This is a genomic window from Mesorhizobium sp. WSM4846, assembly GCF_055811415.1.
Map to the genome: position 1 here is coordinate 14,607 of NZ_JBVVPZ010000026.1, position 23,956 is coordinate 38,562.

The 23,956-nt window shown below is 62.7% G+C and carries 25 protein-coding genes; 15 read left to right on the forward strand and 10 right to left on the reverse strand.

Features of this window, described 5'->3' with window-relative positions:
• Window positions 1–10: 10 nt before the first annotated feature.
• Entirely contained in the window at window positions 11–487 is a 477-nt protein-coding gene (locus AC0L15_RS20855; RefSeq protein WP_287249889.1) for an SRPBCC family protein, read from the forward strand.
• A gap of 22 nt (window positions 488–509) precedes the next feature.
• Complete coding sequence (locus tag AC0L15_RS20860; protein WP_287225647.1) at window positions 510–926, forward strand: GFA family protein; 417 nt, start codon at window positions 510–512, stop codon at window positions 924–926.
• 138 nt (window positions 927–1,064) lie between these two features.
• On the opposite strand, the gene AC0L15_RS20865 is transcribed toward AC0L15_RS20860, so the two are convergent.
• Window positions 1,065–1,784 (reverse strand): DUF899 domain-containing protein, encoded by a 720-nt coding sequence (locus tag AC0L15_RS20865; protein ID WP_473496909.1) that lies wholly within the window; start codon window positions 1,782–1,784, stop codon window positions 1,065–1,067.
• 202 nt (window positions 1,785–1,986) lie between these two features.
• Here AC0L15_RS20865 and AC0L15_RS20870 point away from each other — a divergent pair, with 202 nt between their 5' ends.
• Window positions 1,987–2,571: a GNAT family N-acetyltransferase gene (locus AC0L15_RS20870; protein ID WP_473496911.1), complete on the forward strand. Its 585-nt coding sequence runs from the start codon at window positions 1,987–1,989 to the stop codon at window positions 2,569–2,571.
• A 302-nt stretch (window positions 2,572–2,873) separates the two neighbouring features.
• On the opposite strand, the gene AC0L15_RS20875 is transcribed toward AC0L15_RS20870, so the two are convergent.
• The 6 genes from AC0L15_RS20875 to AC0L15_RS20900 all read right to left on the reverse strand — a co-directional run bounded on the left by AC0L15_RS20875 (window position 2,874) and on the right by AC0L15_RS20900 (window position 7,992).
• A complete protein-coding gene (locus AC0L15_RS20875) occupies window positions 2,874–3,710 on the reverse strand; it encodes a 3-oxoadipate:acetyl-CoA acetyltransferase (RefSeq protein ID WP_287119360.1) in 837 nt (278 codons plus the stop codon).
• A gap of 9 nt (window positions 3,711–3,719) precedes the next feature.
• Window positions 3,720–4,154, reverse strand: coding sequence for a type II 3-dehydroquinate dehydratase (locus AC0L15_RS20880; protein ID WP_287119359.1), 435 nt, complete (start codon window positions 4,152–4,154; stop codon window positions 3,720–3,722).
• Window positions 4,155–4,158: 4 nt separating this feature from the next.
• A complete protein-coding gene (locus tag AC0L15_RS20885; protein ID WP_287249884.1) occupies window positions 4,159–5,460 on the reverse strand; it encodes a TRAP transporter large permease in 1,302 nt (433 codons plus the stop codon).
• Entirely contained in the window at window positions 5,457–5,975 is a 519-nt protein-coding gene (locus AC0L15_RS20890; protein ID WP_091595709.1) for a TRAP transporter small permease, read from the reverse strand. The genes AC0L15_RS20885 and AC0L15_RS20890 overlap by 4 nt, the downstream gene beginning before the upstream one ends.
• 73 nt (window positions 5,976–6,048) lie before the next feature.
• Window positions 6,049–7,035, reverse strand: a complete 987-nt coding sequence (gene dctP, locus AC0L15_RS20895; RefSeq protein WP_287249882.1) for a TRAP transporter substrate-binding protein DctP — start codon at window positions 7,033–7,035, stop codon at window positions 6,049–6,051.
• 48 nt (window positions 7,036–7,083) lie between these two features.
• Window positions 7,084–7,992 (reverse strand): shikimate dehydrogenase, encoded by a 909-nt coding sequence (locus AC0L15_RS20900; RefSeq protein ID WP_287249881.1) that lies wholly within the window; start codon window positions 7,990–7,992, stop codon window positions 7,084–7,086.
• Between the two features lie 176 nt (window positions 7,993–8,168).
• Between AC0L15_RS20900 and AC0L15_RS20905 the strand changes: the two genes are divergently transcribed.
• The 7 genes from AC0L15_RS20905 (at window position 8,169) to AC0L15_RS20935 (ending at window position 14,461) form a co-directional block, all read left to right on the forward strand.
• The gene (locus AC0L15_RS20905; RefSeq protein WP_287249880.1) at window positions 8,169–8,855 is read left to right on the forward strand and encodes a TetR/AcrR family transcriptional regulator; all 687 of its coding nucleotides are present in this window, start codon (window positions 8,169–8,171) and stop codon (window positions 8,853–8,855) included.
• A gap of 85 nt (window positions 8,856–8,940) precedes the next feature.
• A complete protein-coding gene (locus tag AC0L15_RS20910; RefSeq protein WP_287249879.1) occupies window positions 8,941–10,833 on the forward strand; it encodes a bifunctional sugar phosphate isomerase/epimerase/4-hydroxyphenylpyruvate dioxygenase family protein in 1,893 nt (630 codons plus the stop codon).
• Between the two features lie 5 nt (window positions 10,834–10,838).
• Entirely contained in the window at window positions 10,839–11,639 is an 801-nt protein-coding gene (gene pcaD, locus AC0L15_RS20915; RefSeq protein WP_287249919.1) for a 3-oxoadipate enol-lactonase, read from the forward strand.
• Complete coding sequence (pcaC, locus tag AC0L15_RS20920) at window positions 11,636–12,034, forward strand: 4-carboxymuconolactone decarboxylase (protein WP_128166359.1); 399 nt, start codon at window positions 11,636–11,638, stop codon at window positions 12,032–12,034. The genes pcaD and pcaC overlap by 4 nt, the downstream gene beginning before the upstream one ends.
• 2 nt (window positions 12,035–12,036) lie before the next feature.
• Window positions 12,037–12,795 (forward strand): protocatechuate 3,4-dioxygenase subunit beta, encoded by a 759-nt coding sequence (pcaH, locus tag AC0L15_RS20925; protein WP_287249878.1) that lies wholly within the window; start codon window positions 12,037–12,039, stop codon window positions 12,793–12,795.
• On the forward strand, window positions 12,795–13,409 hold the full coding sequence (gene pcaG, locus AC0L15_RS20930) for a protocatechuate 3,4-dioxygenase subunit alpha (protein WP_287249876.1): 615 nt from the start codon (window positions 12,795–12,797) through the stop codon (window positions 13,407–13,409). Before pcaH ends, pcaG begins: the two co-directional genes overlap by 1 nt.
• Entirely contained in the window at window positions 13,406–14,461 is a 1,056-nt protein-coding gene (locus AC0L15_RS20935) for a 3-carboxy-cis,cis-muconate cycloisomerase (protein WP_287249875.1), read from the forward strand. Before pcaG ends, AC0L15_RS20935 begins: the two co-directional genes overlap by 4 nt.
• A gap of 72 nt (window positions 14,462–14,533) precedes the next feature.
• On the opposite strand, the gene AC0L15_RS20940 is transcribed toward AC0L15_RS20935, so the two are convergent.
• Both AC0L15_RS20940 and AC0L15_RS20945 read right to left on the reverse strand, forming a co-directional pair.
• Window positions 14,534–15,649 carry a Gfo/Idh/MocA family protein gene (locus AC0L15_RS20940; protein ID WP_473496915.1) on the reverse strand — a complete coding sequence of 372 codons (1,116 nt, stop codon included), beginning with the start codon at window positions 15,647–15,649 and terminating at the stop codon, window positions 14,534–14,536.
• A 9-nt stretch (window positions 15,650–15,658) separates the two neighbouring features.
• The gene (locus AC0L15_RS20945; protein WP_287249916.1) at window positions 15,659–16,336 is read right to left on the reverse strand and encodes a GntR family transcriptional regulator; all 678 of its coding nucleotides are present in this window, start codon (window positions 16,334–16,336) and stop codon (window positions 15,659–15,661) included.
• 130 nt (window positions 16,337–16,466) lie between these two features.
• Here AC0L15_RS20945 and AC0L15_RS20950 point away from each other — a divergent pair, with 130 nt between their 5' ends.
• A complete protein-coding gene (locus AC0L15_RS20950) occupies window positions 16,467–17,624 on the forward strand; it encodes an LLM class flavin-dependent oxidoreductase (RefSeq protein ID WP_473496917.1) in 1,158 nt (385 codons plus the stop codon).
• A gap of 70 nt (window positions 17,625–17,694) precedes the next feature.
• A complete protein-coding gene (locus AC0L15_RS20955) occupies window positions 17,695–18,240 on the forward strand; it encodes a flavin reductase family protein (RefSeq protein WP_287249871.1) in 546 nt (181 codons plus the stop codon).
• A 38-nt stretch (window positions 18,241–18,278) separates the two neighbouring features.
• On the opposite strand, the gene AC0L15_RS20960 is transcribed toward AC0L15_RS20955, so the two are convergent.
• On the reverse strand, window positions 18,279–19,322 hold the full coding sequence (locus AC0L15_RS20960; RefSeq protein ID WP_473496919.1) for a LacI family DNA-binding transcriptional regulator: 1,044 nt from the start codon (window positions 19,320–19,322) through the stop codon (window positions 18,279–18,281).
• A 119-nt stretch (window positions 19,323–19,441) separates the two neighbouring features.
• On the opposite strand from AC0L15_RS20960, the gene bglB reads away from it, so the two are divergent.
• Genes bglB through AC0L15_RS20975 form a run of 3 tightly spaced genes read left to right on the forward strand, consistent with a single transcriptional unit; the run spans window position 19,442 to window position 23,885 of the window.
• Entirely contained in the window at window positions 19,442–20,530 is a 1,089-nt protein-coding gene (gene bglB / locus AC0L15_RS20965) for a beta-galactosidase BglB (RefSeq protein ID WP_287249867.1), read from the forward strand.
• The gene (gene kduI / locus AC0L15_RS20970; RefSeq protein ID WP_287249865.1) at window positions 20,527–21,363 is read left to right on the forward strand and encodes a 5-dehydro-4-deoxy-D-glucuronate isomerase; all 837 of its coding nucleotides are present in this window, start codon (window positions 20,527–20,529) and stop codon (window positions 21,361–21,363) included. Before bglB ends, kduI begins: the two co-directional genes overlap by 4 nt.
• Complete coding sequence (locus AC0L15_RS20975; protein WP_287249863.1) at window positions 21,360–23,885, forward strand: hypothetical protein; 2,526 nt, start codon at window positions 21,360–21,362, stop codon at window positions 23,883–23,885. Before kduI ends, AC0L15_RS20975 begins: the two co-directional genes overlap by 4 nt.
• Window positions 23,886–23,956 lie beyond the last annotated feature (71 nt).

Genomic DNA, 23,956 nt, shown 5'->3' on the forward strand with positions numbered 1-23,956 from the left:
GAGCGTAGCAATGACCAGGGAAACGATGAGCTTTACTTACACGACCTATATTGTCTCGACACCGGGAAAGGTGTTCGAGGCGATAACCAAACCGAACCTCGCACGGCGCTACTGGGGCCACGAGAACGTCTCCGACTGGAAGCCCGGCTCGAACTGGCAGCACATCCGCGCCAATGACGAACGGACCGTCGAGCTCGTCGGCAAGGTCGTCGAGGTGTCGCCGCCGACCCGTCTCGTCATCACCTGGGCAAACGCTTCGCAGGCGTCCGATCCGGCGAGCTACAGCCGGGTGACCTTCGAGCTCGAGGAATACGAGGCCATGGTCCGGCTGACGGTCAGCCATGACGAACTCGAAGCCGGCAGCGGCATGGCGAACGGCATCAAAAAGGGTTGGCCGATCGTCCTTTCCAGCCTGAAATCCTTCCTCGAAACGGGCCAGGCGATCGACGTCTTCGCCAGGCCGCGCGCGTCCGAACTGGCGGCCTGACCCAGGACAAAGGACCCAGCAGATGAGCAACCTCTACACCGGCGGATGCGCGTGCGGCGCAGTCCGCTACGAGGCAAAGGCAGCTCCGATCTTCGAAAACCACTGCCAATGCAACGACTGCCAGAAAAGAAGCGGCACCGGTCATGGATCCTATCTGACGTTTCCGTCGCGAGCGGACGTGGCCATCACCGGCACGGCGACGGACTGGCGTGTCGCGGCGGACAACGGAAATGTCAAAATCCATTCCTTCTGCCCGGTCTGCGGAACCCCGGTTTACCTGACGTACACCGCCATGCCGGAGCCGATCACGGTCCATGCCGCAAGCCTCGACGATCCGAGCCGTTTCAATCCGACCGTTGTCACCTACGGCAGCCGCGCCCTCCCCTGGGACAAGATCGATACCGCGCTGAAGACCTTCGAGAAGATGCCGCTGGGCTAAACCGGCCCGGCGGCAGGGCGGACGCAAACTGTCTTCGGGAGGCGGATCGCGCCCACCGCGGCATTACGGATCGAAGGCACGGCAGGCAGAAAGGAAAATAGTGCATTGTCACCGTAACTCGCGGTCGTCCCATGACACTCAGCGATTGCCGTACTCGTCATGGCGGCGCCACCACGCCTGGGGGAACTCGAGCCCGTTCTCGTTCCTTCCCCGCGGAGCCAGGTCGAGGAAACGGTAGACCCCCATAAACGCCTCGGTGCCACGGGCGTAGGTCGAGTAGGTGTGGTAGACGGCACCGTCCTGGAGCGCGAAGACGCTCATTCCCTCCTTCTGCGGCTCGGCCCTGTCGACATGCTGATAGTTGTATTCGGCGCCGTCTCTCTGCTGCTCTTCGGTGAAGGCGGCGCCGAAGTCGTATTTGAAATCGCTCCCGAGCGACGAAACCCACGGGAAGCGCCAGCCCATTTGCTGCTTGTAATCCTGGATCTCCTGCAACGGGGCGATCGATTCGCAAACCAGGGTAATGTCGCGGCCGTTCAGGTGGGGGATGACGCAGTCGAAGTGATCGGCGATCGAGGAGCATCCGGTGCATCCTTGGCGCTCATCGGTGAGTCGGTACCCGGAGCCGAACATGAAATGATAGACGAGGAGTTGCGAGCGCCCCTGGAAGAGGTCGGCGAGCGAGGCGCTGCCCTCCTCGGTCTCCAACAGATACTTCTTGTCGATCCGAGCCCATGGCAGCTCCTGTCGCTGTCGCGCCAGCTCGTCGCTCTGCCGCATGAGCCTTTTCTCCGCCTCGAGCAGCGCGAGCCGCGCTCCGAGCCATTCCTCGCGTGTTCCTGTCTTGTGTTTCGTCATCGCTGCTGTCTCCTTGCTCGGGGGTTTCCTTTCCGTTTCTCGAAACAACTGGTTGCGTCAGGCGTTAAACTTAACGCCGGAGGCGAAATCTGGTAGCCAGATGTGGGGCGGGTTCCGATGGACTGATCCCTGCCCGCTTTTTGCGGCGCCCGTTGCCGGCGCGGGCGCCTCGCCGAACCATTTGCGTCGCTTGGAGGGCAGCATGAAATCGCCGACAGTGAGAGTGATGGCCGCTGCCGATGAAGATCCGGCGATCGGAACCATCGTGCTGGCGTTTGCAGCCGATCCCATGGCGCGATGGACCTGGCCACATGCACACCAGTACCTTGCGGCCATGCCGCGACTGGTCCGCGCGTTCGGGGCCAGGGCATTCTCAAACGGAAGCGGCTTTTGCACCGATGGCTATGTCGGGACGGCGCTGTGGCTGTCGCCCGGTGTGCATCCCGACGAGGAAGGGCTTGGTGCGCTTGTCGAGAGCACGGTTGCGCCCTCCCTTGCCCCTGAAGTCGCCGCTATATTCGAGCAGATGGCCAAGTACCACCCGACTGAACCGCATTGGTACTTGCCCGCGATCGGCGTCGACCCGGCGCATCAGGGCGAAGGTCACGGCGACGCCTTGATGGCGTACGCGCTCGCGCAGTGCGATCGCGATCACGCGCCCGCCTATCTGGAATCCTCGAACCCGCGCAACATTCCGTTCTACCGGCGCCACGGCTTCGAACCGCTCGGCGCGATCCAGGTCGGTTCATCGCCGACGCTCGTCCCGATGCTGCGGCGACCGCGTTGAGCCAGGCACGGCAGACGAGCGAAGCGTCAGCCGCCGTCGCGTGGAATCGGCGCAAAGACGCGGCTGCCGGGAAAAGAAAATAGTGCACCGTCGCCGTAATTCGCGCCCTGCTCCGGCCGTGCTCCTTCAGCCCCACGAGTACTCCCCATGGAACGCAACGACTGCGTTCCTTGGCGATCTCTGTGGGAACGAAGTCGTTACCAAGGCTGAGTGCTAGTCAAGAAATCGTCCTTAGCGCCGTGCCAGGACGTTGCCAAGGCGCAACAGGTCCGACAGCGGGGCGCGAAGTTGCGGCCCAGGAATTACGATCCTGACGCCAGGCCCAGCGTTTGGCGCGCCTCGTTGACGGTGGCCACGCGCCGGCCAAACTTCTCGACTGAGGCCGCCGCGAGTTCGACAAGCTCGGCGTTGCTGCGCGCCAGGCGTTCCCTGGTGATCCTGATGTTATCCTCAAGTCCGGTGCGCACTGCGTCTGCTCCGCGCGCCAACGCCCATTGCATTACGATCGTCTGGTTGCGGCCTATTCCGGCCGCTGTCCAGGTGGACTGTGGAAACAGGAGTTTCGCTTCCCCGAGGAGCACATCGAGCAATCTCTCCTCCGCAGGCAGTGCGTTTTGCACGCCCATGACAAACTGGATGTGCGGGCGCTCACCTAAAAGTCCCGCGTCGGCCAGCCGCCTGGCAGTGTGAAGGTGCGACAGGTCGAAGATCTCGATTTCCGGCAGCACGCCATTTGCCTTCATCGCGGTTGCGAGATCACCGATCAGGGCGGGATGGTTCTCGTAGACGATGGATGGGAAGTTGACCGAACCGGTCGAAAGCGAGGCCATGTCCGGCTTCAGATAAAGTGCCGAGCCACGCGCGGCAGGATCACGACCGCGCCCGCCGGTCGAAAACTGGACGATCATACCGGGGCAGTGCCTACGCACCCCCGCCTGAACGGCAGCGAAGCGCGTTGGTTCAGACGATGAACTCTGATCGTCATTGCGCACGTGGATGTGCACCAGCGACGCACCTGCTTCAAAGGCTTCCTGGGTCGACTCGATCTGTTCGGCCACGCTGATCGGCACCGCAGGATTGTCTTCCTTGCGCGGCAGCGAGCCGGTGATCGCAACAGCGATGATACAGGGTTCAGGCATGGCGATAAACTATCCGTCTATCTGGTCCATGAGCCAGCGGATCGCGAGCGGATAGCCCGCGGCGCCGAGCCCCGCGATCACGCCGGTGGCGACCTTCGATACCAGCGACCGATGATAGATCTCCTCGCGGCGATGGATGTTCGAGATATGCAGTTCGACGATCGGGCCCGGAAACATTTTGAGCGCATCGAGCACCGGGATCGAAACAAAACTCAAACCCGCGGGATTGATCAGAATGCCCGCGCCGTCGTCGATCGCCTCATGCACCCAGTTGACGATTTCGCCCTCAATGTTCGACTGGTGAAAACGGATCGGATGGTCGCCGGCGGCGTCACGGCACATCGCCTCGATTTCTGCGAGTGTCGTCCGCCCATAGATCTCCGGCTCGCGCATGCCGAGCCGGTTGAGATTGGGGCCGTTGAGAACGAAGATCGGCTTGGTCATGGTCCTATCCTTGATAGCCCAGCAGGCGCGGCAGCCACAGCACCAGCGATGGGAAGAAGGTGATCAGCATCAGGGCGGCAATCATGGCGTAGAGGAACGGCATTACGTCGTGCACCAGGTCGCGCAGCGGCACCTCTGCGATGCGGGTCATGATGAACAGCAGCAAGCCGTAGGGCGGGGTGACCAGCCCAAGCATGATGTTGACGACGACCATTACGCCGAAATGCACCATGTCGACACCGAGCGCCTGCGCCGTCGGAATCAGCACCGGCACGATTACCAGCAGGATAGTCGTGCCCTCCAGCACGCAGCCCAGGAGCAGCAGCAGGATGTTGACCAGGATCAGGAAACCCATCGGCGAAAGATCCCAGGACTTCAGGATCACCGACAGGGACTGCGGAATGTTCTCAACCGTGACAACGTAGTTGAACACCAGGGCGCCGGCGATGAGCATGCCGATCGAGGCGGTGGTGCGGGCGCTGTTGAGAAGCGCATGGTAGAGCTGGCCCGGCGTCACACTGCGATAGATTGCGACCGAGATGAGCAGCGCGTAGCCGGCGGCGACCGCCGCGGCCTCGGTCGGGGTCATCACCCCGCCCCTTATGCCGACCAGCAGAACGACCGGCAGCATCAGCGCCGGAAATGCGCGCAAGGTGATCCCCGGAAATTCCCTGAGCGGCACCGGCTTCTCGACCGGAAAGTTTTTCCGGCGCGCGTCGATGGCGACGATGATCATCTGCGACAGGGCGAGAAGAAGGCCCGGCACGATACCCGCAATGAAGAGGTAGCCGATTGATGCATCCGAGATCAGCGCGTAGATGACCAGCGGAATCGACGGAGGAATGATCGGGCCGATGACCGAGGTGACGGCTGTCAGCGCAGCGGCATAGCTCGCCGGGTACTTGCCATCCCTGGTCATGAGTTGCTGCATCATCTTGCCGGTGCCCGCGGCGTCGGCGATGGCCGAGCCGGACATGCCGGCGAAGATGATCGACTGCAGCACGTTGACTTGCGCCAGGCCGCCGCGGAAACGGCCGACAACGGCGTTGCAGAATTGCAGCAGCCGGTCGGTCATTGTCCCGGCGTTCATCAACTCCGCGGCGAGAATGAACATCGGTACGGCAAGCAGAATGTAGCTTGTGTAGAGCCCGTTGAGGAGCTGCTCGGCCGACGTGCCCATGTCCAGCCCTGCAAGCCAGAGATAAAGGATCGACCCGGCGATCATCGAGTGACCGATCGGCAGGCCAAGCAGGGCCAGCGCTGTGATCGCAACGACTGACAGCGAAAAGGGGCTCGCGAGATTCATACGCCGGAGCTCGCTTTCGTGGGGTCGAATTCCGCCGGTGCTTCGCCGCGCAGAGCACGCCACGCCAGCCATAGGTAGCGGGCGATCACGGCGACCACGAAGACGAGATAGATCGAGAACAGCCAGTCGAAGCGTATCTTGAGGTAGGCGGTGCTCTCGACCTTCATGAAGGTCACGTAGCTGAAGACGGCCGGAAAGGACCAGCCATAGAGCGCGACGAGAGCGATTGCGAAGGCAAGCGTCATTACCCGCCTGATGTCCGGACCGACTGTGGCGTAGAGGAGATCAAAACGGATTTCCTCTTCTTCACGAACGACGAACGCTGCGCCGAACAGCACGACCCAGATCCAGAGTACGACGGTGAGCTCGTTGCTCCAGCCGGTCGGCCAGTTGAGAAGGTAGCGAAAGGCAACCTGCAGCAGAAACGCCGCGAACATGGCGCCGATTGCGATGGCGATGGCGTTCTCGGCGCGCCGGTAGAGCCAGCCGCCGACCTTTCTCAATCCCGGGTTCATGATGCCTCCCTGACGGGCGTCTGGCCAAACCGGCCAGCCGGTCGCAAGCGGACCGGCCGGCGCGTTCGTCGCGTCAAAGCGCGTTGATCTTGTCGACCATCCCGGCAGGCCATTCCTTGGCCAGGTCGGAGGCAAGATATTGCTCCTGCACATGCTTGCGGAATGCTGCGACATCGGGCTCGTAGATCTTCAGGCCCTTGCCCTTGAATGTTTCAACGAGTTCCTTCTCGCGCGTCAGGTGTTTCTCTGTCGAGAAGTCGATCGCCTTGTCCGCGGCGGCCTGGACCTTTGCCTGCTTCTCGGCCCCTATCTCGTCCCACACCTTTTTCGAGATGCTGAGAAGGTCGAAACCGACAAGGTGCGAGGTAAGCACGATCTGCGACATGACCTCGTAAAACTTCATGTTCTCGACGTTGGGCAACGGGTTGTCCTGCCCGTCGATTGCGCCTGTCTGCAGGCCGGTATAGACCTCGGCGTAGGCCATGGGCGTAGGGTTCGCACCGAGCGCCTGGCCGAGGAATTGCCAGGCGTCGCCACCCGGCATACGCAGCTTGATGCCAGCCATGTCGGCGGGAGTCTTGATTTCCTTGTCCGGCTTCAGACCGACCTGGCGCAGGCCGAAATAGGTGGGGCCGAGCACCCTCACGCCGAGCTGGTCCTCGGTCATCCGCTTCAGCTCCGCACCGGCATCGCTGGCAAAGAACGCCTTCACGTGCGCGGCGTCACGGAACAGGTAGCCGGCAGTGACGATAGACCACCCCGGAATCTGCTTGGAGATGTCCTGCGGGGCAACGTTGCCCATCTCGAGGTTGCCGCGCTGGATGGCGACAAGTTCGGTGCCCTGCTTGAACAGGTTGCCGCCGTAATAACCCTCGAAGGCAAAGTCGTCCTTGATGGCGTCGGCGAACATTTTCATCATCTCGGCCCGGATGTCCTGTTCCGAGAACACGGCCGAGAAACGCAGCTTCGGCTTGTCCTGCGCGAAGGCGGGAACGGCGGTCCCGGCGGCGAGTGCGCCTGCCGCGACCATAAACAGGCGTCGGTTGATTTCAGCTTTCATGTCGATTTCCTCCCTATGGTCTTCATATGGTTACAGACGTCATTGCCTTCATGCGGCGGCCTCGAAGTGATCTGCCATGGCGCGGCGGTCGGCCTTGCGCCCGGTGAAGAGTTCGAACGCGCGGACGGCCTGATTGATCGCCATGCCGATGCCCGGCAGCGTTCTGCAGCCGATCGTTCGGGCCGCGACCAACAACTCTGTTTCGGTCGGAAAGTAGATTATGTCGGCGACCCATTTTTCGGCTGTCAGAAGAGCCGTGTCGAACGGTGTTCCGGGGTATCTCGCCATGCCCACCGGGGTCGTGTTGACGATGCCGTTTGCCATGCGCACGGCTGCGGCCGGATCCGGCCAGGTCTCGACGCGACCGCCGAACAAGGCGCCCACGCGCAACGCAAGATCCGAGGCGCGACCGGGTTGGCTGTCGAGGACGAACAGCCGGCCAACGCCCATTTGCATCAGCGCGTTTGCGACTGCGGCGCCCGCTCCGCCGGCGCCGAACATCGCGACACAGCCCATCGATGCGCCTGTCATCGCCTCGCGAAAACTCTCCGCGAAACCCCAGCTGTCGGTGTTGTGGCCTTCCTTGCGTCCGCCAGCAAAGACGACCGTATTCACCGCGCCTATCGCGCGCGCTTCCGGCGACAGCGCATCGAGGACGGGAATGACAGCCTGTTTAAACGGATGCGTGACGTTGAGGCCGTGAAAGCCGGCAATTTCCGCCGCCGCGATCAAGTCGCCGATCGCCGCGTCCGGAAATCCGAGCCGGTCGAAATCGAGCAAAAGGTACGAATAGCCGATGCCAAGGCGCCGGGCTTCACGCTCGTGCATGCCGGGAGTGCGCGAGGACTGAATACCGCGTCCGACGAGGCCAATCACGACCTTTTCGCTGTCGCCGCTGGCGGCGCCCTTGTGCTCGTCGGCAAGACGGCAAAGCAGGTCGACAAGGCTGTCGCCCATCTCCCGAAATTCCTCCCTGTGCGGGCCGCCTCCCAGCCCAAACGCGGCAATTCCCGGATCGCCCTTGTGTTCACGCCAGACGCGCCGGTAAATGAGTCCGTCGTGATTTGCGAATGATGTACTAACTGGTTAGTTTAGTCAAATGCCGGCTGCGCCGGGGCGGGAACTCAAACTGCATGGCCGTTATCAAGAAAGAACGAAAGCCGGCGCCGGACACGAGCACGACGCGTATCCAGGACCCTGAGGGCACGCGCCGCCACATCCTGGAGATCGCCTCCAAGGAGTTTGCCCTGAACGGTTTGTCGGGCGCGCGCATAGACGAGATTGCGGCACGCACACGCTTCAGCAAGCGCATGATCTACTACTACTTCGGCGACAAGGAAGGCCTCTACCTGCGCGCGCTCGAGAACGCGTATCGCCAGGTGCGCGAGGGCGAGGCTCAACTGGATATCGAAGGTCTGCCCCCCGTGGCGGCACTGACACGCCTGGTGGAGTTCACGTTCGACCACCATCACCGACACGAGGAATTCATCCGCATGGTGATGATCGAGAACATCCATCACGGCCAATACCTCGAACAATCGGATGCGATCCGCGAACTGAACGTGACTGCGATCGACCATATCTCTCGCATCTATTCACGCGGTGTCGAAGAGGGGGTCTTCCGGCCGGGACTCGACGCGATCGAACTCCATTGGCAAGTAAGCGCGCTGTGCTTCTTCAACGTTTCAAATCGCACCACCTTTTCGATGATCTTCGGACGCGACTTCGGCGCGCCGGCACAACTCGAGCGGCTCAAACGCAACAGCGTCGAGATGCTGTTGCGTTTTGTCGCCAAGGACGAAGCTCCCGCAGAACGCTGAGCGGGCCGAAACTTGCGGTGCTGCCAGCGTTGCCTTAGTTATGTACGAACTGGTTCGTTCACTATAAACCAGGGAGGAGGCGCGTTTGAAGACGTCGATCGCGACGGTGTCGATCGCCGGTGACCTGGCGGAGAAATTCGCGGCAATTTCCGCCGCGGGCTTCGACGGTGTCGAAATCTTCGAGAACGATTTCCTCGCCTTTGACGGCTCACCGCGCGACGTCGGCCGAATGGCTGGTGACACAGGCCTGACCATAACGCTCTTCCAGCCGTTCAGGGATTTTGAGGGGTTGCCGGAGCCCCAGCGCAACCGCGCCTTTGATCGTGCCGAGCGCAAGTTCGACGTCATGCAGGAACTCGGCACCGACCTGATGCTGGTATGCTCGTCGGTGTCGCCGGTCTCGCTTGGCGGGATCGACCGGGCGGCCATGGACTTTCACGAGCTTGGCGAGCGGGCCGCCAAGCGCGGTCTGCGCGTCGGCTACGAGGCATTGGCCTGGGGGCGTCACGTTAACGATCATCGCGATGCGTGGGAAATCGTGCGCAGGACTGACCATCCGAACGTCGGGCTGGTTCTCGATTCCTTCCACACGCTGGCCCGCAGGATTGAACTCGGCTCCATCCGTTCGATACCCGCGGACAAGATCTTCATTGTCCAACTCGCCGACGCGCCGCTGATCGAAATGGACTTGCTCTATTGGAGCCGGCACTTCCGCAACATGCCAGGCGAAGGCGATCTGCCGGTGCGACAGTTCATGCAGGCGGTCGCGGCAACCGGTTATGACGGCTATCTGTCGCTCGAGATTTTCAACGACCAGTTCCGTGGCGGGTCGGCAAAGGCGATCTCCGTCGACGGACGGCGTTCGCTCGTATGGTTGATGGATCAGGTGCGGCGTGAAGAACCGGCACTTGACATGGCTATCCCGCCAATGCCCGACCGCATCGGGGTTGCGGGGGTCGAGTTCATCGAGTTCGCGGCCGATCGCCAGGACGCCGGACAGCTTGGATCGCTGTTGCGCATGCTCGGCTTTGTCGAGGCCGGTCGGCACGTCTCGAAGGAAGTCACGCTCTACCGCCAGGGCGAGATCAATATTGTCGTCAATACCGAGCGGCAGGGCTTTGCCCATTCTTCCTTTGTTGTCCATGGCACGTCGGCATACGCGATGGGCCTGAAGGTCGAGGACGCCGCAGCCACGGTGGCGCGCGCCGAGGCGCTGGGCGCGGAGATCTTTCACCAGCGGGTCGGGCCCGGCGAGTTGTCGATCCCGGCGATCCGCGGCGTCGGCGGCGGACTGATCTACTTCCTCGATGCCAAGACCGACCTGGCGAAGGTCTGGGACATGGAGTTTACGCCGGTCATGCCGGCAAGTCCCGGCAATGGCGTCGGCCTCACCCGTATCGATCATGTCGGGCAGACCATGGCACAGGAGGAGATGCCGAGTTGGCTGCTGTTCTATGTGTCGATCTTCAGGACGACCAAGACCCCCATGGTCGACATCGTCGATCCGGCCGGCCTCGTGCGTAGCCAGGTCATCGAAGGTCTGGACAAGCGCTTCCGCCTCACGCTCAACGGCGCCGAGAGTCACCGCACCCTGGCTGGCCATTTCATCGCCGAAACCTTTGGTTCCGGCGTCCAGCATCTGGCACTCGCGACGGATGACATCTTTGCGACGGCGGCGAAGCTGCAGGCCAACGGCTTCGAACCGCTTCAGATATCGATGAACTACTACGACGACGTAGAAGCGCGCTTCGGTCTGGATCCGGAGGTCGCCGATCGGTTACGCTCGGCCAACATCCTTTATGACCGCGACGACAACGGCGAATTTTTTCAGCTCTATGCGCCGACATTCGGAGAGGGATTCATTATCGAGTTCGTTGAACGGCGCGGCGCGTATGCAGGCTATGGTGCGCCGAACGCACCATTCCGCATCGCCGCGCAAAAACGGCTGATGCGGCCCAAAGGAATGCCAAAGCTATGACAAGTATGAACTTTGCTCGCATCAATGGCGCGACGATCCACTACCGGCATCGTCCCAAAACTGGCAGGCCGACAGTCGTCTTCGCGAACTCGCTCGGCACGGATATGCGCATCTGGAACGAGGTCGAGCGAAGGCTGGCCGACGACTGTACATCAGTTGCTTTCGACAAGCGCGGACACGGCCTGAGCGAACTGGGTGGCGCGCCGCAAACAATCGAGACCCATGCGACGGACCTTGCAGGGCTGCTCGACCATCTTGGCGTAAAGCGCGCGGTGATCTGCGGGCTTTCGATCGGCGGCGTCATTGCGCAATGCCTTTACAAGACGCGGTCGGATTTGATCGAGGGATTGATCCTTTGCGATACGGCAGCGAAAATCGGTACGGCCGAGATGTGGAACGGGCGCATCAACGCGACCATATCGGAGGGCATCGCCAGCTTTGCCGACGACGTGATGCGAAAATGGTTCACACCGGATTTCCATAAGAATCGCGGCGAGGAACTGGCGGGTTATAAAACGATGCTGACGCGCCAGGATCCGGCCGGCTACACCGCTGCCTGCGCGGCTATCCGCGACGCCGATTTCACCGCGACGACCGCCGCGATCAAAGTGCCGACACTCTGCATTGTCGGCGATCAGGACGGATCGACGCCGCCTGAACTGGTGGAATCGCTGGCCCGCTCAATCCCCGCCGCACGATTCGAGGTCATCTCCGGTGCGGGCCACATCCCATGCGTCGAGCAGCCGGAAAGGCTCGCCGGGCTGATCCGTGGCTTCCTGAACGACATGCCAAGAGAGCGCAAATGAGCAAGCCACGACACGGCGACCGATACGTCGAAGGGATGGCGACGCGCCGTTCGGTGCTGGGTGACGCCCATGTCGACCGCGCAGAGGCGGCCAAGACCGAATTCGACATTCCTTTCCAGGAACTGATCACGGAGGCTGCATGGAGCCACGTCTGGTCGCGGCCTAACATCACCAGGCGCGAGCGTTCCATGATCACCATCGCGCTGCTCGCCGCGCTGAAGCAGGACGAAGAGGTTGCGATGCATATCCGCGCCAGCGTCAATACCGGGGCGACGCGCGACGACATACGCGAGGCGCTGCTGCATGTGGCAATCTATGCCGGAGTGCCGGCGGCAAATCATGCGATGAAGATCGCCAGGAAGACGTTCGACGAAATCGACGCTCAAGCCGGTTAATCATGATCAAGTCGCGCTTTCCCGCCAACCGCACGCCGGAAATCGGCGCCTTCTTTCCGCGCGACCGCAACTGGCATCCGCCGGCCTTCACGCCGGCCTACAAGACGTCCGTTCTGCGCTCGCCGCAACGGCCGCTTCTTTCCCTCGACAACACGCTGTCGGAGCTTACGGGGCCGGTCTTCGGCCAAAGTATTCTCGGTGAACTGGACAATGACCTCATACACAATTTTGCCGGGCCGGGCGAAAGCGCGATCGGGCCACGCGCCCTCGTCTATGGCCGCCTGCTCGACGAGCGCGGCATCGGCGTCGCCGGTGCGTTGCTGGAGGTATGGCAGGCCAACGCCGGCGGACGCTATCGACACAGGAAGGAGACTTATCTCGCGCCACTCGATCCGAACTTCGGCGGCTGCGGCCGCACCATCACCGGCGAGGATGGCTCCTATTGTTTCCGCACGATCCAGCCGGGGCCATATCCCTGGCCCAACGGACCCAACGACTGGCGTCCAGCGCACATCCATTTCTCGATCTTCGGGCACGGCTTCGCGCAGCGCCTGATCACCCAGATGTATTTCGAGGGCGACCCGATGATCTGGAGGTGCCCGATCGTGCGGACCATCAACGACCGCCGCGCCATTGAAGGCCTCACCGCCGCGCTCGACATGGAGGCAACGATACCGATGGATGCGCGGGCATACAAATTCGACATTGTACTGCGCGGCCGCCGCTCGACGCTGTTCGAAAACCGCATCGAGGGCAACTGATGGTCCAGGCTCTCGGTCGGCTGAAGGAAAGCGCCTCGCAGACCGCGGGACCCTATGTCCATATCGGGCTGACGCCCAACTTTGCCGGTATCTCGGGCGTCTATGAACGCGACCTTGGCACCGCGATGGTCAACGACAAGACCAGGGGCGAACGCATCAGGGTCAATATCCGGGTGATCGACGGCGCCGGCTCGCCGCTGAACGACGCACTTGTGGAGATCTGGCAGGCGGACGCCGCCGGCATCTACAATTCGCCCTCGGATCTGCGCGGCTCCGCCGACCCGAATTTTACCGGCTGGGGCCGGCTGCCCACCGACATGACGACGGGCGAATGCATGTTCGAAACCATCAAACCCGGTCGCGTGCCGTTTTTTGACGGCCGCAAGATGGCGCCGCATTTGACGGTCTGGATCGTCGCGCGTGGAATCAACATTGGCCTTCACACCCGCATGTATTTCGGCGATGAGGAAACCGCCAACGCCGAGGATCCCGTCCTGATGCGCATTGAGCAGAAAGAGCGGGTGTCAACGCTGGTCGCGCCGCGCGATGGCGACATCTACAAGTTCGACATTCATCTCCAGGGCATCAACGAGACGGTCTTCTTCGACATATGATCGCAGCATTCGACAATCCCCTCCTGTCCGGCCTTCTCGGCGATGAGAAGATGGCGACGCTGCTCGGCGTCGAGGCCGAACTTGCGACGATGCTGCAATTCGAGAAGGCGCTCGCCGACGCAGAAGGTGCGCTCGGCATCGTCCCGGCGGCTGCAGCAAGCGCCATCGGGCGCGTCCTCGACAACTTCCGGCCGGAAATCCAGGCCCTGAGGGACGCAACGGCGCGCGACGGCGTCATGGTGCCGGAGCTCGTGCGGCAGATCAGGCATGCTGTCGGAGAGCCGCATTCGGAGCATGTGCATTTCGGTGCGACTAGCCAGGACGTGATCGACACGGCCATGATCCTGAGAATTCGCGCCTGTATCGACCTGTTGGAAGAACGGCTTTCGGCACAGGTGGTCGCCTTCGCCGATCTCGGCCATCGGTTTGGCGATCGCCCGCTGATGGCGCGAACCCGAATGCAGGCAGCGTTTCCGATTTCCGTGGCCGACCGCGTCACAAGCTGGTGCGAACCGCTCGTGCGCCACCACGAGCGGCTTCAATCGGTGCGAGGATCGGTTCTCGTCGTCCAGTTCGGCGGCGCCGCCGGGACACTCGAGAAGTTCGCAGACAAGGGGGCCGCCATCCGTGCCGCGCTGGCCCGGCAGCTAAGCCTTGGCGACGCGCCGCAATGGCACAGCCAGCGCGACCGCATCGCTGAACTGGCCAACTGGCTGTCGCTTGTGACGGGCGGCCTCGGCAAGTTCGGGCAGGACATTGCACTGATGGCGCAGGCAGGCGACGAGCTGCAACGGGCGGGCGGCGGTTCGTCGTCGGCCATGGCGCACAAGCGCAATCCCATCGACGCCGAGATGCTGGTGACGCTTGCCCGCTACAACGCAGTCCAATTGTCGGGAATGCACCATGCGCTGATCCATGAGCAAGAGCGCTCTGGTGCAGCCTGGACGCTGGAATGGTTGATCCTGCCGCAGATGCTCATGGCGGCTGGAGCATCGACTTGTGTCGCGGACAGGCTGGTCCGAACCATAGCGGCAATCGGAGGCAAGGGTTGACTGATCCCACTAGGCGGCTCACGCCGTGGATCTTGCGATTTAGCCGTCTCCGCTACCACTTGGTCAGCAAGATCAAGTGGTCACTGATGCGTCGAGTGGGTTGGAAATGGCCGTGCCCTGGTTTGCCGACAATTGTGCGGCCATACCCATGGCGACAGCTTTCCAGCCATCGTCCAACGTCACCTCAACCGGCCCTTCGCCTCGCAGGGCGGCGCAGAACCGCTGATGCTGATAGAAAGTCGAGCCGTTGTGATCGCCGGCCGTCAACAATTGTGGGTCGACCGGGATCTCGACGGTGTACGGTCCCTGCGGAAAGCGCGGGCTGACGATCAACTGCGGCGTCGGCGCCGCGCCGAGATGGGCTGGCCAGAAGCGGCCGGGACCCGGCACCAGGCATTCGACTTTACCTCGCGCACCGACGGCGCTGATCTCCTCCTGATAGCGGCTGCCCTCTGCATACATGCACAGTTCCAGCATGGCGCGCGCGCCGCTGGCGAAATCGACCAGCACGTAGCCGCAATCCCAGATATCGGGTGTTTCGCCATCATAACATTCGTCGAGATGGTTCACGTCCTGTCCGGCCGACGCCATGATTCTTACCGGTTCCGATTTCAGGATCAGCCGCATGAGATCGAAGAAATGGCAGCATTTTTCGACGAACGTGCCTCCTGATCGACGGTTGAAGCGGTTCCAGTGGGCCACCTTGTCCAGGAACGGGTAGCGATGTTCCCGGATTGTCAGCATCCGGATGCCGCCGGTGGCGTTCTGCGCCTGCTCGATGAATCGAGCGACCGGCGGCATATAGCGGTATTCCATCGCGACCCAGACTGGTGCGGTATAGGTCGCGGCGAACGCCTTCACCGCGGCTGCGTCGACCGGATCGGTGAAAAGCGGCTTCTCGATCAGGATGGGCAGCGCACGGATAGCAGCGATTTCCTTGAGCTGTGCGAAATGCACATGGTTCGGACTGGCGATGAGCAAGCAGTCGACGCGCGGATCGGCCGCCACCTCCGCGACCGAGCCGGCGATCGACGCTAGCGGGGTGAGGTCTGCCGCGCGTGCGCGCATTGTCGCGTCGGGCTCGTAGATCGCTGCGACGCCGACATCGGGCAGCAGCGCGATATTGCGAAGATGCTCCTGCCCCATCATGCCGCAGCCGATGATGCCGTAGGAAATGTGCTTCGCCATATCCGTTCCCTATCGCAGCCGCGCGACATAGCGCGCGACGCCATGATCAAACCAGGTCCTGGAAAACTCCGCGCTGGCGCCGTCCTGCATCCAGCCGGTACGCTCGATGAAGCCGGCGGCAGCGCCTGGCGCGAGGCCGAATTCAGGCAGCGCCCATCCCGGCACCTGGCCGACCCCGACGCGGTCCTCTGCACGCAAGATCCAGAAGCCGAGCGCCTTGCGGTAGTAGAGATAGAGCGAATCCGACAGTTCTTCGAAAGCAACCGTCTCCGCACGGGAACCGTCGAGCCAGATCTCCTCCAGCGCCGCCGGCTTGCCGCTGAGGCTCCGCAGCCGTCTTATTCTATGGGCCTCGCTGCTCGACCCGAACACCGGCAGGTCCATCGGTTTCGCCAGCCGATCGACTGACAGAACGCGCGCCGTCGGCAGCCCGCCTCCCTCCAGGAGTTCCAGCCGGAACATGGAATAGACACTGGCCACGTCGGGTTGCGAACGTACGTAGTTGCCGGAACCCTGAATGCGACTGAGCAAGCCCTTGCGCTCGAGATCGCCAAGCGCCTTGCGCAAAGTACCGACCGCTATTCCAAGGCCCGCAGCCATGTCGCGCTCCGGCGGAAGCTTCTCGCCCTCGATCATCCGGCCAGCCGCGATCTCGCGAATCAGCATTTCGCTGACCTGCTGATGCATCGGAAGCGCGTAGGCGTTTCTGGACGTGGTCACATTGTCTCCAACGCAAATTGATACACTATTGATCTACACAGTCACGAATGATATGCAACAGGGAAATCCAGTCTCTGACAACGAGGGAGTGCCGACATTGACGGTCGTTCCGGTGACGTCCGCAGATCTCGATGCTGCTGAAGTGTCGTGGTTTTCCGCTTTGTGCTCCGATGATTTCCGCTATCTCGGCGTACCGGATGGCACGCTGCGGTCGAGTTGGGAGCACTGCTCCGATATCGTCAAGACAGCCGAAGGACTGGGGTTTCGCAATATCCTGTGTCCCTCGTCCTATCAGGTTGGCCAGGATACTCTGTCCTTCGTGGCGGGCTGCGCTCCGATAACCTCGAGGATCAACCTTCTCGCGGCGGTGCGTTGCGGCGAAATGCAACCGATCATGCTGGCGCGCACGCTCGCAACGCTCGACCACATGCTGAAGGGCAGATTGACTATCAACGTCATCTCTTCCGACTTTCCGGGCGAAGTCGCCGACAGCCGCTTCCGCTACCAGCGTTCGCGCGAGGTCATCGAGATCCTGCGTCAGGCCTGGACGCGCGACGAAATCAACCATCAGGGCGAAGTCTACCAATTCGGGAAAGTAACCGCCGACCCCGCAAAGCCCTACCAACAGAATGGCGGGCCGCTACTCTATTTCGGCGGCTATTCGCCCGACGCGCTCGAACTCTGCGGCGCACAGTGTGACGTGTATCTGATGTGGCCGGAGGCGAAGGACGTGTTGGCGCACCGCATGCGTGACGTTCACGAGCGTGCAGCCGCCCATGGCCGCACATTGGATTATGGCCTGCGTGTCCACGTGATTGTGCGCGACACCGAAGCCGAAGCCCGCGAATTTGCCGAGGAGCTGGTTTCGAAACTCGACGACGAGCAGGGCAGAGTCATCCGCGCCCGCGCACTGGACGCGACATCCCTGGGCGTCGCGCACCAGGCAAAGAACCGCGCCGGCGCCGACGCACAAGGCTATGTCGAGCGGCATCTGTGGACCGGCGTTGGCCGCGCACGCTCCGGTTGCGGCGCCGCGATCGTCGGCTCGACCGATCAAGTCATGTGCGAGATCGAGGAATACCGGAAAATGGGCATCCGCGCCTTCATCTTCTCCGGCTATCCGCATCTCGACGAGGCCTTGTCCTTCGGCAAGCGCGTGCTGCCGAACATCAACACCTGCTCGCTGCCGCATGCCTATGGCCGGGTGCCGGAAATCACCCCGCCGACTCCGCTCGGAACCGGGGAGCGGCGATGATGATGATGCTGCGAATGCGCCTCAACGAGATTGAAGCTTCCACCGCAGCCCTTGGCCAGGAGGGCGCCTGATGTACCACTTCCTCAACCCCGAGCAGCAACCGATGAAAAGCTTCGTGCCCGGCCCCGACTGCAAGCGCGAGTTCCGCGACGCGCTCGGCCGGTTTGCGACCGGTATCACCGTCGTCACCACGATGACGCCTGATGGTCCCGTCGGCATCACCGCGAACAGCTTTGCATCGGTGTCCCTCGACCCGCCGATCGTGCTCTGGTCGATCGGTCGGCATTCGAGGCGCTTTGCCGCCTTCGCCGGTTGCGAGCATTTCGCGGTTCATGTCTTGGGCGCGGAGCAGATCGAGCTGAGCCAGCGCTTCGCTCGCGCCGGTCAAGCTTTCGACGGCCTCCCGCACGACCTGAACGATGCCGGCGTGCCGCTGCTGGGTGGCTGCCTGTCGCGATTCGAATGCGTGCGGATCTCCGGGCATGAGGGCGGTGACCATTTGATCGTCGTTGCCCGCGTAACCGCCGCGACCTTGCGAGACGGCGAACCTCTGCTTTTCTTCGGCGGAGGTTACGGACGCTTCGAAGATGGTTCGAACGCGACCCCTTCGATGTAGTGATGGCTTGGCCCGGACAGCGGTGTGAACCATACGTCTCAGGCGCGAACCGGGCCGGTCGACTGGCGTTGCACGATATGGCAGGCGAATTCGATACGGCGCGGCGGCAGGTCCCCGCCGAGATCGGCGAGCAGGAGGTCGAGCGACGCCGCGCCGATCTCGCGCATCGGGATATGCATCGTCGTGAGCGGCGGGTTTTGGAAAGCCGCCTGCGGAAGGTCATCCATGCCCATGACCGACACGTCGGCAGGCACCTCGTAACCCGACTTCCGGATCGCCGTCATCGCGCCGATAGCGAGGCTATCGCCCGCGGCGAGCACAGCTGTGAAATCGAGGCCACGCGCCTCGATGCGCCGCGCAATCGCTTCCGCCGCAAGGTCCGGCAGCCAATCCGCCACCTCCACGGCCAGGTCGCCGGCCGCCAGGCCGCGCTCTCGCAGTGCATCCTGCCAGCCCTCGAAGCGACGCTCGATCGTGCGCCGCCCGCGTCGCATCAGGAACAGGATGCGCCGGTGGCCGAGGTCGAGCAGGTGCTCCGTCGCGAGATGCGCCGCCGAGCGGTTGCATGGCGTCAGGCTCGAATGGTGCATCGCCGGGTCGTCGCCGTTTATGAGCACGATCGGCTTGCCGAAACCGCCGGTCAGCGTCAGCACCGCCTCGTCGTCAAGCGTCAGAAACAGGCAACCGACGACGCTCTTGTCCTGGCTTGCCTCATTGAGCAGCGCGATCTGCTCATCGGAGTGGGCGATCGAGCGCGACACCAGCTCGACACCGAGAGTTTTTGCGCGCTCGTTCAGTCCGTCGAGCACATAGAAGGTGAACTGGTTGCGGCCATAGTCGATCCTCGCAGCGTTGCTTGCGGCGAGGATCACCTTGCGGCCGGCGATCGACGTGGGGATCGTGTAGTTCAACTTCCTGGCGGTTTCGATGATCGTCGACCGAAGGTCGCCGCGCACGCCCTTGCCGCCGGCAAGCGCCCGCGACGCCGTGCTGACGGAAACGCCACAGCGCGCGGCGATGTCTTCGAGCCGCACGCGCCGGCTGGGCGTGCCGCGCTTCCCGCTTTCGACCTTGACGACCATCGGCTGTTTCCTCACCAGACCTTCATGCTGCAAAAAAATTTCAGATTGCGCAATAAAAATTCCTGTGGCACCCATTTGCCCGACATCGCGCAAACTTGGGAGGAGTAGTGGCGTCGTCCATGAGAGATATGCGCTCAAAGCTCGACCTGCTCGTGCGCGGCATGACCGGCCTGCGCCATGACGGCCGTTTCGACGAGCCCAACCTCGACGGCACGGCCGGCGACTACATCAGCTTCGATTCCTGGGAATGGCCGCAGGGTGTGGGCCTCTACGGCCTCGTTTGCCTCTGGCGGCACAATCGCGACCCGAAGCTTTTGCAGACAATCGAAGACTGGTACGAGCGCCATTTAAGGGCGGGCCTGCCGCCGATGAACATCAACACCACCGCTCCGATGATGGCGCTGGCATTGCTCTGGGGCGAGACACGCGATCCGCGCTGGGAAACGCCTCTCTGCCAATGGGCCGAAAGGCTGCTTGGCGACATGCCTCGCACGCCCGAGGGCGGGTTCCAGCACAATGTCTCAGACAAGATCAACGACGACGAATTGTGGGACGACACGTTGTTCATGGCCGGCCTGTTCCTCGCTTTCCACGGCCGCGCGGCCGGCCGGCAATCTTGCATCGACGAAGCTGTTCGCCAGTTCCTCGTCCATGCTCGCTATCTCGCCGACCCGAAAACCGGCTTGTGGTTCCATGGCTGGACATTTGCCGGCCGACATAATTTTGCCCGCGCTCTCTGGGCCCGCGGCAACGCCTGGATCACGGTCGGCATCCTCGACCTGATCGAAAATGGCGGTGTCGGCAAGCCAGTCGAAGCCTATCTGCTCGGCGTGCTGGAAGCGCAGATCGAAGCGCTGCTGCGCCTGCAGGCGCCATCGGGAGCATGGCACACTTTGCTCGATGACCCGACCTCCTATGAGGAGATGTCGGCCACCGCCGGCATCGGCTATGGTCTCATGAAAGCTGCGCGCCTGGGCTTCGGGCCCAAGGCGTGCGGTCCAGCGGGCCGGCGCGCACTCGACGCGGTGCTGGCCAGCATCGACGAGAACGGCGTGCTCGGAAACGTTTCGTATGGCACCCGCATGGGCCATGATCTCCAATTCTACCGCGACATCCCGATCCAGCCAACCGGCTACGGCCAGGCCCTGGCGATCCTCTGCCTCACCGAGGGGATGATCCATGCCGAAGCTGCCGAGGCGGCGGCATGACGATGCGCGTTCTCTTCGGCGCCGGTCCGGGCGACATCGATGGCTACGGGACGGAGCGACTACGCGCCGAATTCCTGGTGGAGCGGCTGTTCGAGCCCGGCCGCATCGCCTTCGCTTACATCCATGTCGACCGCATGATCGTCGGCGGCGCGTGCCCAACCGGAGAGCCGCTGAGTTTCGGCGATGGCGCGGACGTCGGCACGCCTCATCTGTTCACCGCGCGCGAGATGGGCATCGCCAATCTCGGCGGCGCAGGAACGGTGAGCGTCGACCAGCAGCGCTTCGCACTCGCCAACCGCGATGTGCTCTATGTCGGGCGCGGTGCTAAACAAGTAACGCTGGAAAGCGACAGCGCCGCGCACCCCGCCTGGTTCTATATGAACTCGGTTCCGGCCGGCGCAGACATCAAGCATCGGCTGATCACGAAATCCGAGGCGAAGCCGCTCGAACTCGGCGAGGAGCGACGCGCCAACAAGCGCACACTGCGCATGTACATTCATCCGGAAGTCGCGCCTTCCTGTCTGCTGCTGATGGGCATCACGGATCTCGCTGCGGGCAGCGTCTGGAACACCATGCCCCCTCACCTGCATGAGCGGCGCATGGAAGCCTATCTCTATTTCGATCTCGCGGCGGAAGATCGGGTGGTCCATTTGATGGGACGGCCGGACAATACCCGCCATCTGATCGTGGCCAATGGCGACTGTGTCATCTCGCCGGCCTGGTCGATCCATATGGGCAGCGGAACCGGCCCCTACGCCTTCGTCTGGGGCATGACGGGCGAGAACCAGGCCTATAACGACGTGTCGCCCGTGCCCGTTGAGACGCTGCGATGAACACCGTGGAACCGATCACGCACGATCTTGCGCTGCGCCGGCCGCTCGCGCTCGGCGGCCCTGTCGTTTACTGGCTCGTCGGCCCGACGTCTGAGCAGCGCTACGATGTTGCGGATCAGCCGATGCAAGGGGAGATGGATCCCTTCTTCTTCCTGACCAAGCACAAGAATTTCATCCCGCACGAATATCCCTGCCGAACCGAGTTTGCCGCCGAACGCCGCGGGAAACGGCCCAAGCCGCAGGGCGTGTTCGAGCCGGACCGTGTTTGGCTTCCGTTCGGCTCGCCGCGCGTCGACCTGTCGGGCTTCTGGTTCCGCCCGACCGTGGTCGCCACCTGGGCAAGTACCGTGCTCGACGCAGGCTCGGACGGCCGGGCGCGGCTGCGGCTGCGCACCTGCGGCGGCGCCGTTTTGTTCGTCAACGGAATAGAGGCCGGCTGGATGGCGCCCTACGGGCGCAATCTCGAGGCTTCCCAGGATTTCGAGGTCGATCTCGTCGCCGGCGCCAACGAGATCAGCATCTGGCTCGACGATCTCGCCGAGCGTGACGCACGCTACTTCTTCCAACTCGACTATTTGTCGGGCCCAGCTGCCGAACAGGTCTTGCCCACCACCGTCAAAGGCGACGTCGCGGCGGCCATGGAAGCCGCTCTCGACGCCATGCATTTCGAGCGTCCATTTTATTCCGGCGGCGAAGTGGCGCTGGTGACGGATGTCGCGCTGCCGGTTGCGGTGGATGTAGCGATCGTGATCGAGGGCGACTTCATGTCGATCGAGGCGCCCGTGATCTTCCGCCGCCACATCGAAGCGGGGGCAAGACGCATCACTATCGCCGCCACGGAAGACCTTCCGGCCGACTTCCGGCATTTTGCCGTATCGCTCTCATCTTCAGGCTTTGTTGCCCGGCGGGTCTTCGGCGTCGAGATCTGTCATGCGGCGCGTCAGGGCCGCGCTCCTGCCATCCTTGCCGACAGGATCGGCGAAGCCCTGGAACAGGTCTCCAACTTCGCCGAGGCCGATACCGTGCGGGCGCTGGCGCGGCTGGCGACCGGCCGCGGCGGCGCCGAAACCGACGCCATCATTGCTGCTGCACTGCCGGCGATCGAAGATTGCCACGATTGCGCCGATTTCATCCTGGTTCCACTGCTCTGGTGTCGTTGTGCCTATGGCGACAGGATTGCGGTCGATCTGCATCACCGCATTGACGAGGCGATCCTCAATTACCGCTATTGGATGGATGAGCCGGGTAACGACGTGCAGTGGTACTTCTCCGAAAACCATGCGCTTCTGTTTCACACCGCGGCTTATCTCGGCGGTCATCTCTTGCCCGACGCCCGCTTTGTCCGCTCCGGGCGCACCGGCGCGGAGCAGTCGACCGTGGGCCTTGCGCGGGTGCGCGCCTGGCTCGATCATTTCGAGGCATGGGAAATGGCGGAATTCAATTCCGCCCCTTATTTCCCGATCGATCTCAAGGGATTGACGATCCTATACGCGCTTGGGCCAGACGCCGATGTGCGCCGGCGTGCCGGGGCTGCGATCAACCGCCTGCTCGAGATCGTCGCCCGCTCGGCTCAGCAGGGCATGCTTACCGGCGCGCAGGGCCGCTCCTACGAACACACGCTGCGCGCCGCCCGTTCGCTGGAACTTTCCGGCATTGCACGCATGCTGTGGGGTAAAGGTTTCTACGGCATGCGCTTCCACGCCCTGCCGCAGCTTGCGCTCTGCCTGCGCGACCATGGGCTCCACGTCCCGCAAGAACTGACCGGCATCGCTTGCATGGCGGGCGACGACGCGCAGGAATGGTGCTTCGCGCAGGGCCAGAACCGGATCGCCAAGCTCTACCACTACAAGACCCGCGATTTCGCCATGGGAAGCGCAGCAGCCTATCGCTGGAACGAATGGGGTTATCAGGAAACGGTGCTGCACCTTCGCCTCGGCGGCAATCCCGACGCGCAGATATGGATCAACCATCCGGGCGAGACGATTCATTCGGGCTATGGCCGGCCGTCCTACTGGGGCGGCTCCGGATCTCTGCCGCGCGTGCATCAATACCGCGACCTGGCAGTTGTGCTGTTCAGCTGCGCTGCCGAGCAGCCCGACTTTACCCATGCCTGGTTCCCACAGAGCGCGTTCGACGAAGCGTGGGTCAAGGAAAACGTCTCTTCGGCGCGCGGCGACGATGGGCTCGCGATGCTGAAGGCCGACAGCGCCTTCGAGCTCGTCGGCCGCGGGCCGACCGCCGGAAACGAATTGCGCGTGCCGGGCCATCAAACCGTATGGATCATCCGCTTGGGCCGGCGCCGGCAATATGGGTCGCTGGAGGAATTCGAGGCGCAGTTTTCTCAGCTCGCGCTCGGCCACGGAAAAAACGGCCTTCTGCATGTCAATGACCCGGAATACGGCGACGTGCTGTTCCATCCGGATGGCCGCATGGAGGCTGAGGGCCGTGTCGTCGATCCGGCCGACTGGCAGGTCAGCGGCGAAGCCACGTTCTTCACAGCCGACGCCATCGCAACCAGGTGAGGATTGGATCGAAAGGAGCCCGACAAGCAGCAGCTCGGACAGCGACAATCAAGCGGTGAAGACCGCAAAAG